This window comes from Microbispora sp. CL1-1, from assembly GCF_012034195.1.
Classification (GTDB): domain Bacteria; phylum Actinomycetota; class Actinomycetes; order Streptosporangiales; family Streptosporangiaceae; genus Microbispora.
Genome location: NZ_JAATEK010000083.1, coordinates 1 through 9,305, shown reverse-complemented (window position 1 = coordinate 9,305; position 9,305 = coordinate 1). Strand labels below are relative to the sequence as shown.

The following is a 9,305-nucleotide window of genomic DNA, read 5'->3' as shown; positions in this document are numbered from 1 at the left end:
GGGCCGCGGCCTTCGTAGCGGAACGATTTGTACTCCTCTCGACGGGTTACTTGTATCTACCCACGGGCTTCTTCTGGGCCTTCTTCGAACGCTTGCGAAGGTGCGCGGGGATTCGCTCCCGGAGTTCCTCGGGAAGTCGCTCGCGGATCTGCTCCAGGGCCTTCGCCTCTATTTGCCGGATGCGCTCACGGGTCACGCCGTAGTGGTGGCCGATCTGTTCAAGGGTTTGGGGTTCGTCATCATCGAGGCCCAGGTGCCTGCGGAGGATGTCAGCTTCTTTTTCCGAGAGAGGGGCCAGCCACTCCTCGACGGCTTCCTCGGAGAGCATCTCCTGCAGCCTCTCCTCCGGCCCCGGCGTGGGGTCGGGCAGGGACAGGAAATCGCCCAGGTTGGCCCCGTCCCCGACGATTCGGTCCAGTGAGTCGGTGACCTTGCTCAGGGCGCGCGCCTCCTCCACCGCTCGGACGTCCAGGCCGGTGGCCAGCGCCACATCGACCGCGGTGGCGGACCTGCCGGCCCGGCGCAACGCTGACTCCGTGGTCGCGACCATGCGCATCTTCTCGTGCATGTGAACGGGGATGCGGATGGCCGCGCCCTCGTCGGCGATCGCCCGGGTTACTGACTGTCTGATCCACCAGGTGGCGTAGGTGGAGAACTTGTGGCCCTTGCGTGGGTCGAACTTCCGGGCGGCGCGGATGAGACCGAGGATTCCGTGCTGGACGAGATCTTCTTCCTCGAGCCCCTGCCCCAGGTAGCCCAGGATGACGCTGTACACCAGCCGCGTGTTGTGCAGGACGAAGGTGTTGCGGGCCACCCTGCGGATGTCGTCGGCGGGCAATGCGGAGAGTTCCTCGTCGGTCGGTTCGACCCCCACGCGGTCGACGCCGCCACGTAGCAGGATGCTCAACCCCATCTCCTCGGTTGCGCTGAGGAGGTGCCTACGGGGGTCGGCGCGGAACCGGTCGTCGCCAATGAGGCGCCGGGCCGCAGCGATGGCACGAGGGAAGTCGTACGTCCTGCCGGCGGGCTCGGCGGCGAGCTCGGGCTCACGTCTTGGAGGGGACGCTGGTTCTGGCCACGAGGAAACCGGTTCGTCATGCAGGACGACGATGCCGGCCATCTTCGCGCGCTCGGGGAGTGACGCGATCTCTTCGGCATCCAGCCCGGCCAGCCCGCCGAAACGACTCAGTTGCTCGCGCGTGACACGGCCTGTGGGGAGGTACCGGCGTACCAGCGCAAGCGCGCGCTCCGACCGCTCGGACGGCGCAACCGTTGCGGGCCTGGTGATGACGACCCGAAGGCCCATTTCGCCCAGCGCCGCCACGACGCGCTCGCGCGCTTCCGGGTTCAGTCTCATCTGCTCGGCGGCATCCTCGAAGACCCCGGCGGGCACGGCGCCGTTCACGGCGCTGCTCCTGAGCTGCCGCAGGACACGTGCCACGACTTGGTGGAAGCCCGGCTCCCCCGGGCGTGCCAATGGCGTCTCAACGGTCATGATTAGAACGTTCCCATAAGCCACCGACATTCAAGACAACCAAATTTCTGCGGCAAGCGTCTGTGTCCTTGAGCGTTGTTAGCATCCGGGTGTCCGGATGGAGCGGGAGGGGCGGATGTCGCCACGCGAGGAGCTACTGGGGTACCTCCGTCAGCAACTGATCGGGCCGGTCGGGGAAGTCACAGAGCTAATCGAGGAACCACCCAACCGGCGTTACCTGATGGGCACGCTCTACCCTCAGGACACCGACCGGCAGCAGAGCTTGACCAAGGGTGCCGAGGTCACCGAGCCGGGCGCCGCTCCTGAGGATCCGTCCGAGGAGACGCGCTTCGCGGACGACACCGTCCCGGACGCCAACGCCTGGCTGCCGTCCTCGATGGGGATCTCCCTCTACACCGACGCTGAAGAGCTGACGCTGGCCTGCCGAGGCGCCCGCTACGAGACGCTGCGGGGCAAGGTCAGGAAGTGGCAGCGCGTCCCGCTGGAGGAGTTCGAGGAGACCTTCAAGGCCGGAGAGGTCGAGAGGGACATCTGGGACAGCCGTGCGCAGATACGCCTGCGGTGGCGATCGTTCGCAGGTAAGCGGCTGGTGACCGTCGCGCTGGTCAACACCAAGAAGGCCATGGGGGACCACGGGTCCCAATGGGACGACATGCTCTTTCAGGTCTCGCTGGAGGTCAAACCGATCGGCGGCGAGCTGCTGCAATACCCGAGCATCCGGCTGACCAGCCGCGACCTGGAAGAGCAGGAGCTGCGCCTGCAGTACCGGCACGTGGTGACACACGCCGTCGGCCACAGCTGCGCGGTGGACGAGATCGCCGAGGACGGCCGGGTGGTTGGGCTCCGGACCCAGATGATGCCGGAGGCCGAGGTACCGGCGATCAGGCCCGCCGGGCCGTCCGGGCTACCTGTGCTGAAGCTCGCGCACCTGTCCGATCCGGACGTGGCGGAGCCCCGGCTGCACACGGAAATCATGGACTTCATCGGCGGCTATCGGAATTGGTGCCAGAAGCAGCGCACGGTCGACGTGCCCCCGGGAGCGCGGGAAGCGGCGGAGCGCATCATTGACAGACTGGACACCGCTGTTCGCAGGATGGAACTCGGGGCCGACGCGCTGTTCGCCGACTCCTCCGGCCAGGCACTTCGTGCCTTCCGGTTGGCCAACCGGGTGATGGCGCTCCAGATGCGGCACTCGGCGCGGGACCTCGGGGGACGGCGCCGTCCGCGTTCCGAGGCCGTCGCGCTGGATCCGGATCCCTCGCCCGGCGCGGCATGGCACCCGTTCCAGCTCGGGTTCTTCCTGCTGTCGGCCTGCGGGCTGATCGACGAGTCTCACCCTGACCGCGAGGTGGTGGACCTGCTCTGGTTCCCCACAGGCGGCGGTAAGACAGAGGCGTACCTCTTTCTGGCCGCCTTCGAGATGATCCTGCGCAGGCTGCGGCATGGAGATGACGGCGGCGGCACCGCCGTGCTCAGCCGATACACACTGAGCCTGCTGACGACGCAGCAGTTCCAGCGTGCCGCGACCACCGTCTGCGCCTTGGAGTACCTCCGACTGAAGGAGGACCCGGTGATTCCGGGCGGCCCGTTCAGCATCGGGCTGTGGGTCGGCGGCGGCACCACCCCCAACAAGTACGCCGAGGCGCACGAGATGTTCCGGCAGCAGCGCGAGGCCGCCAGGCCGAAGGACGTCTTCATCCTCGACCGCTGCCCGTGGTGCGGCACGCAGATCATGCCCACCGCCAAGTCCCCCGACATCGGTGACTACGGAGTACGGACGACCGAGACGTCCTTCCGGTTCCTGTGCCCCAGGAATGATTGCCACTTCCATGAACGGCTGCCGGTGGCGGTGGTCGACGAGCACCTCTATGCGGACCCGCCGACATTCGTCCTCGGGACCGTGGACAAGTTCGCCCGGCTGGCCTGGGAGCCCGACGCGGGACGGCTGTTCGGCGGTGAGTACCTGCCCCCCTCCTTGGTAATCCAGGACGAGCTGCACCTGCTCACCGGCCCGCTCGGAACCACCGTGGGTCTGTACGAGGCAGCCGTGCTCGAACTGTGCTCGTGGAATGGAGCCCGCGGGCCGAAGGTCGTCGCGTCCACCGCCACTATCCGGCGCGCGAGCGAGCAGATCCGCGCGCTGTACGGCCGCAGCGTTCAGCTGTTCCCCTCGGCGGGCCTGGACGCCCGCTACTCCTACTTTGCCGAACCGGATGACACCGTCCCCGGGAGGAAGTACGTCGGCGTCATGGCACAGGGCCACACCGCGGGCCGCGCAACTGCGGTGACGGCGGCCGCCATGTTGCACGCGCCCATGGAGCTGCCCGAGGAGCACCGCGACGACTACTGGACGCTCGTCGCCTACCACCACAGCATGCGAGAGCTTGGCCGGACCCGTACTGCCGCCGGTGACGAGATCCCCGCGCACCTGCGCGGCCTCGGCTCGCCTGGACGCCGTCGTGAACTGACAGAACGGCAGGTGGAGGAACTGTCCAGCAACCTCGACAGATCGGAGCAGCCCAAACTGCTGGACCGCCTCGAGCTGAGTTTCGAGGATCCTGACAGCGTCTCCATGGTCGTCTGCACCAACATGCTTTCGGTCGGAGTGGACGTGAAGCGGCTTGCGCTGATGCTGATGCTCGGCCAGCCGAAGGCGACAGCAGAGTACATCCAGGCGAGCAGCCGTGTCGGGCGGCACGGCGTCCCCGGGCTCGTGGTCACCTTCCTCAACGCGACCCGGTCGCGTGACCGCTCGCACTACGAGACGTTCGGCACGTTCCACAAGGCGCTCTACCAACATGTCGAGCCGACGAGCGTGACCCCGTGGTCGATCCCGTCCCGCCGCCGGGCGCTGCACGCCGCGCTGGTGATCCTTGTCCGGCACGGCCTCGGACTGTCGGCGGACGATCAAGCCGGCGACGTCCTCCAACACGCCAGCGAACTGGCCGAGGCCACATCCCGGCTGGTCCGCTGGGCGGCCAAGGCAGACCCGTCCGCCGCCGGCGAGGTGCGGGCCGACCTCGACGGACTCCGCCGGGCCTGGCTGGACGCGGCGGAGCATGCGAGGCAGGCGGGCAAACGCCTGTACTACAAACCCGCGGGAAAGGCGCAGGCGAGCCTGCTCAAGAACTTCGACCGGCCCGGCGGCATGTGGGAGACGCAGCATTCCATGCGTAGCGTCGACCGTGAATGCCAGGTCGTCGTGAAGGGGGCCGGGGAATGAGCAGCCGCAAGCTACGCATCCGGCAGGCACAGACGGTCGTACCTTTCGGGGTGGGCGCGGTGTTCGACGTCCAGGGCGAATCATTCGTCGCAGCCGGCATCGCTGACTGGCCGTCGCCACGGAACCTTGAACAGATCCACGCGCCCCGGCTGGAGCGAAAGCTGAAGGTCACGGGCCTGTGGGCGCCATTGCAAGCACCGGTTGCGGACTACGACGTCCCCGACGCGTCGGGGCCGGCGTTCATCCGCTTCCCGGCCTGGCTCTTCTGCGGATCGTGCCGTCGGATGACGCACTGGCGGATCCAGGACGAGAAGTTCGGACATCCGCCTTACTGCGCCTTCTGTAGTCCGCGGCACAAACTCACCCCGATGCGGTTCGTCCAGATCTGCGAGGCCGGGCACCTGGGGGACGTCGACTGGTGGTACTGGGCGCACTCCCAGCTCACGCCCGAGGAACGCGACAGATGCCCAGGGTCGACAGCGCTGAGCTTCGAGGCAGGAGAGAACGCCACCGGGCTTGAGGCGCTGACGGTGCGATGCCGGCACGAGGAGTGTGCGGCGGCCCAGAGAGACCTGCTCGACATCCTGGGCACGCAGAAGATGCGCTGCTGCGGGCGCAATCCCTGGGAACGGTTCAGCGAACGGAAGGACTGCGGGGAGCAAATCCAGATCGTGCAGCGGACCGCAGGCAACGTCTACTATCCCGTCGTCCATTCGGCGCTCGACATTCCAGCCCCCGCAGCGCCCGTGGTGGCCGACGAGGCAACGCGGCGGATTCGGGAGCACCCATACTTCGGCATGCTGTGCCAGTCGCCCGACGCACCGGGAGCGGACGGCCTCATCGTGCTCATCGCGGGAGTGACCGAGGCCGACCCATCGCTCGTCAAACGGCTGGTGGAGGAGGAAACCGGGCAGGCCGCCAGCCCCGAGGCAGCGCCCACCGGGGAGGGGCCCGATCTCAGCAGGGGCGAGTGGGCCGCCTTCACCGCGACCAAACCCGCGCGCAGCGCCCATTTCGTCACCCGCGAGGTCAACCTGGGCTCGTCACGAGAGCTTCCGTGGACTGAGCTGGAGGCGAGGATTTCGCGGGTCGTCGTGGCCGAACGAATCCGTGAGGTCCGTGCGCTCCAGGGTTTCAGCCGGGTCTCCCCGGAGGGCCGGATGATTCCGGTGGACCCATCGGGACGCCGACGCTGGTTGCCCGCCATTGAGGTGTTCGGCGAAGGGATTTTCCTGACGCTGAACGAGGAACTGCTCAGGCAGTGGGAGGCCCTTCCGCAAGTTCGCACCCGCACCGCGGGAATGCAGGCAGACCTGGCAAAGTCGTTCCAGCGGGACCGGATCGAAGCCTTCGCCGGTCCCCGGCTGCTGCCCCGGCTCCCTTTGCTGCACACACTGGGGCATCTTCTCGTCCGGCAACTGTCCTTCGAGTCCGGGTACAGCGCCGCGTCACTGCGCGAGCGGGTGTATGCGCGTTCTGTGGAGGGCGATGATCACCAGTACGGACTGCTCGTCTACACCGCCTCCGGCGATGCGGAGGGCACCCTGGGCGGTCTCGCGCGTCAAGGCGAACCCGACCTGCTTCCCGAGCTTCTCCTACGGCTCCTGGAACAGGCCGCCTGGTGCTCGGCCGACCCGCTGTGCTCCGAGCACGGCGGCCAAGGGTACGGCAACCTGAACCGGGCGGCATGCCACGCCTGCGCACTCATCCCCGAGACCAGTTGCGAGGTGGGCAACATTCTGCTCGACCGGGTGATGGTGGTCGGCGGCTCAGGAATTCCGGGGTTCTTCGAACCCGTCGTGCAGGCTGCTCGGGAAGAGGCGGCGCACCAGGTCGGTGCGTGGTGACCATCGGCTATCTCGACCTGCTCTCCGAGCAGCGTCACGTGCTAGACCAGCTCGCCAAGCCCGGCCATCACCTGGTCAGCGGACCGCCCGGGTCCGGCAAGAGCCTGCTCGCGATCCACCACGCCGCCGCGCTGGAGATCGTCGGCCGTCCCGTGACGCTGATCGCGCATTCGAAGCTACTCGGACAGCATCTGACTGCCGGCGGTGCGCAACTCGGCGTGTCGTTGCCGATCATGACCTTTCACGGCTGGGTGCACGCCTGGTACCGGGAGGCCACCGGCTCGCCACTCGGCGGAGCGAGGATCGGCGCCTTCGACTGGACCCGCTTGATGTCTGCGGCCCTGCACGACACCGGACGACGAGGACATGTTCTCGTCATCGACGAAGCGCAGGACCTCCCGCAGGAGTTCTTCGGCCTGTGCAGAGTCCTCGGAATGGACGTGGTCGCGTTCGCCGACGAGTGCCAGCGGATCACCAGTACCCAATCCACGCTCAATGAAATCGAGAAGGCTCTCGGCGGGTGCGGACGGCTGGAGATCAGCACCAATCTGAGGAACCCCCGCCCGGTCGCGGAACTCGCCCGCCACTTCTACCCGGGGCTGCACCAGCCGCCGCTGCCGCACCGGGACGGGCCGGTTCCGGTGCTGCTGCGGCGCCCGGAAGCGCGCCGTCCATTCGCGCGCTGGCTCGCCCGCTATGCCGAGACCCATCGCACGCGCACGATCGGAGTGGTGGTCAAGCACAGCCGTGAGCAGGGCGAGTTGCTGGCGGAGATCGAGCGGGTGAGCCCCGGCCTGCGACCGCAGATCTATGTCAGTGCCGCGGAAGACGCGCGGTACCGGAAAGTCGACCCAGATCGTTCGGGTCTCCGACTGGTGAATCGGGCGAGCGTCAAGGGCCTGGATTTCGACACTGTGATCGTCCCGGATGCGCATCTCGACACGGACGATCCGTCCAGCGCGGATTTGAAGATGAAGTACTACGTGCTCGTCACGAGGACGCGCGGAGAGCTTTACATCTGCTATTCCGGGGACCAGGAACCGCGGATGTTTGACGGCATACCGCAGCGGACCCTCGTCCGACAGATTCTGCCTGGTTAGACCTCAGCAAGAACACGACCGGTTGGCACCCGAGTCAATTCACCACGTGGGCCTCTACATCGGCGAGGGGAAGACGATCCACGCCCCGCACACCGGTAGCCACGTGCAGATCGCACCGATGTTCCGCAGCGACTACGTCGGCGCCGTACGGCTGTCCTAACGAAACGGCTTGGCCGCACCTGATCACCCATAGCTATCATTTGCTCTCGCTGCGTGGATAGAGCGGTTCATGCGAGCACCGTTGGGTGGGGGGACAAGTGTCGACGATCGGCGTTGCCCTGGGAACTGCCACCGTTGGCCTCCCCATCGGGTGGGTCATTCGGATCATCGCCAACCGCTTCGCTACGCGAAAGGGCATCCCGTACTCAACCCAGGTCATCACTGCGGCGGTGTTCGGGCTGCTCGGCTGGCGGATTGGTCTTGCTCCGCTTCTCCCCGCATACCTCTATATGGCCGCTGCTGGAGTAGCGCTCAGCGTGATCGACCTGCGGACGCGACGACTGCCGGACGCGCTCACGCTGCCCTCGTACGTCGTCCTCCTGGCGCTCGTGGCCGTCGGCGGGATAGTGAGCAGGGACGGAGCGCTCACCGTGGGTCTAATCCTCGGTGCGCTGGGCGCCTTCTCGCTCTACTGGTGCTTCCGGCGGATGAACACCGCCCTTGGGCCGGGAGACGTCAAGGCGTCCGGTCTTGTCGGCGGGATCCTCGGGACCATCGGCGCACACGCCTGGGTCGTCGGCATCGGCGCGGGGCTCATACTGGCGGCGCTATACGCGGTGACCATGCTGATCAGCCGGAAGGGCTCCGCATCCACCCTCATACCGTATGGACCCTTCATGTTCGCCGGCTGCCTTGTGGCTGTCCTCGCGACGTGACCGCCGAATGCTCTCCACCGCCGACGCTGGGGCCGTAGGCTGGACATGGCCGATCTCACCTTCTCTTTTGGCGAAGGAAGTGAAACCGGTCAGGGGCCGTTCCCTTCGGGGGGCGGCCCCGCTACTCGTTGAGGAGCTCTCGCAGCAGCGTGAACCCCGGCATGATCTCCCTCGGCCGTACGCCGACCTCGAACATCTCCGGCTCTTCGAAAACCGGTTCCCCGCTGGGGCGGCGCGCATAGGCCACGCGGCCGTAGTCAACGCCGTCATCACGGTCGAAACTCATCCAGGTGATCGCCTCTTGCTCGCCTTCGCGCAGTGCATGGTTCGAGACCGCGCGCGTGGCCACGGTGCCCGGCGGCTCGAAGATCCACACCTGCGGCACCGCGAGGACCCAGCGCCTCACGCCGATCTCACCGGCCTTCGCGGCGGCTCTACGCTCGAAGGCAACGGCGGTCTCTCGATCGCGCAGGTAGTCGTAGTCACTGAGGACGAGACGGCGCTCTCCATCCAGCACGACGACTGCAGGGCAGTCACGAGCGACGATGCTCTTCTCCAGGCGCTCAACCACGTCGAAGAGCAGATTCGCCGTCTCGGCATTCACCCTGTTTCTCCTCCCCGTGATGTAGACGCGGACCACCGCCGAGAACACCCTATGGCCCTACTCGGCCCTGTCAGCCTCTCAAGACACCCACAGGCATCAGGGGTCTCGCTTGTCGTTCACCAGGCGGAGCTGCCTGCGAGGGCACCACCTCGTCGCCCAGT

Annotated in this window: 7 protein-coding genes; 5 read left to right on the top strand and 2 right to left on the bottom strand. The window is 67.0% G+C overall.

Features of this window, described 5'->3' with window-relative positions; all coding sequences use genetic code 11:
* Nucleotides 1-46: 46 nt before the first annotated feature.
* Nucleotides 47-1,405 carry a sigma-70 family RNA polymerase sigma factor gene (locus tag HCK04_RS44525; RefSeq protein WP_168066650.1) on the bottom strand — a complete coding sequence of 453 codons (1,359 nt, stop codon included), beginning with the start codon at nt 1,403-1,405 and terminating at the stop codon, nt 47-49.
* Between the two features lie 310 nt (nt 1,406-1,715).
* Between HCK04_RS44525 and HCK04_RS39530 the strand changes: the two genes are divergently transcribed.
* From HCK04_RS39530 to HCK04_RS39510, 5 genes are all read left to right on the top strand, one after another.
* Nucleotides 1,716-4,718 (top strand): helicase-related protein, encoded by a 3,003-nt coding sequence (locus HCK04_RS39530; protein ID WP_240972253.1) that lies wholly within the window; start codon nt 1,716-1,718, stop codon nt 4,716-4,718.
* Nucleotides 4,715-6,565, top strand: a complete 1,851-nt coding sequence (locus tag HCK04_RS39525) for a DUF1998 domain-containing protein (RefSeq protein ID WP_142652648.1) — start codon at nt 4,715-4,717, stop codon at nt 6,563-6,565. Before HCK04_RS39530 ends, HCK04_RS39525 begins: the two co-directional genes overlap by 4 nt.
* Nucleotides 6,559-7,665, top strand: a complete 1,107-nt coding sequence (locus HCK04_RS39520; protein WP_168066648.1) for an AAA family ATPase — start codon at nt 6,559-6,561, stop codon at nt 7,663-7,665. The genes HCK04_RS39525 and HCK04_RS39520 overlap by 7 nt, the downstream gene beginning before the upstream one ends.
* On the top strand, nt 7,616-7,825 hold the full coding sequence (locus HCK04_RS39515) for an NlpC/P60 family protein (RefSeq protein WP_346776139.1): 210 nt from the start codon (nt 7,616-7,618) through the stop codon (nt 7,823-7,825). Before HCK04_RS39520 ends, HCK04_RS39515 begins: the two co-directional genes overlap by 50 nt.
* A 97-nt stretch (nt 7,826-7,922) precedes the next feature.
* Nucleotides 7,923-8,540 carry an A24 family peptidase gene (locus HCK04_RS39510; RefSeq protein WP_142652645.1) on the top strand — a complete coding sequence of 206 codons (618 nt, stop codon included), beginning with the start codon at nt 7,923-7,925 and terminating at the stop codon, nt 8,538-8,540.
* Nucleotides 8,541-8,661: 121 nt separating this feature from the next.
* On the opposite strand, the gene HCK04_RS39505 is transcribed toward HCK04_RS39510, so the two are convergent.
* Nucleotides 8,662-9,144: a hypothetical protein gene (locus HCK04_RS39505; RefSeq protein ID WP_142652644.1), complete on the bottom strand. Its 483-nt coding sequence runs from the start codon at nt 9,142-9,144 to the stop codon at nt 8,662-8,664.
* Nucleotides 9,145-9,305: the final 161 nt, after the last annotated feature.

Bases quoted from the DNA above. Each gene is read 5' to 3' on its own strand.
- HCK04_RS39530 (WP_240972253.1), top strand. From the start codon at position 1,716: ATGGGCACGCTCTACCCTCAGGACACCGACCGGCAGCAGAGCTTGACC.
- HCK04_RS39525 (WP_142652648.1), top strand. From the start codon at position 4,715: ATGAGCAGCCGCAAGCTACGCATCCGGCAGGCACAGACGGTCGTACCT.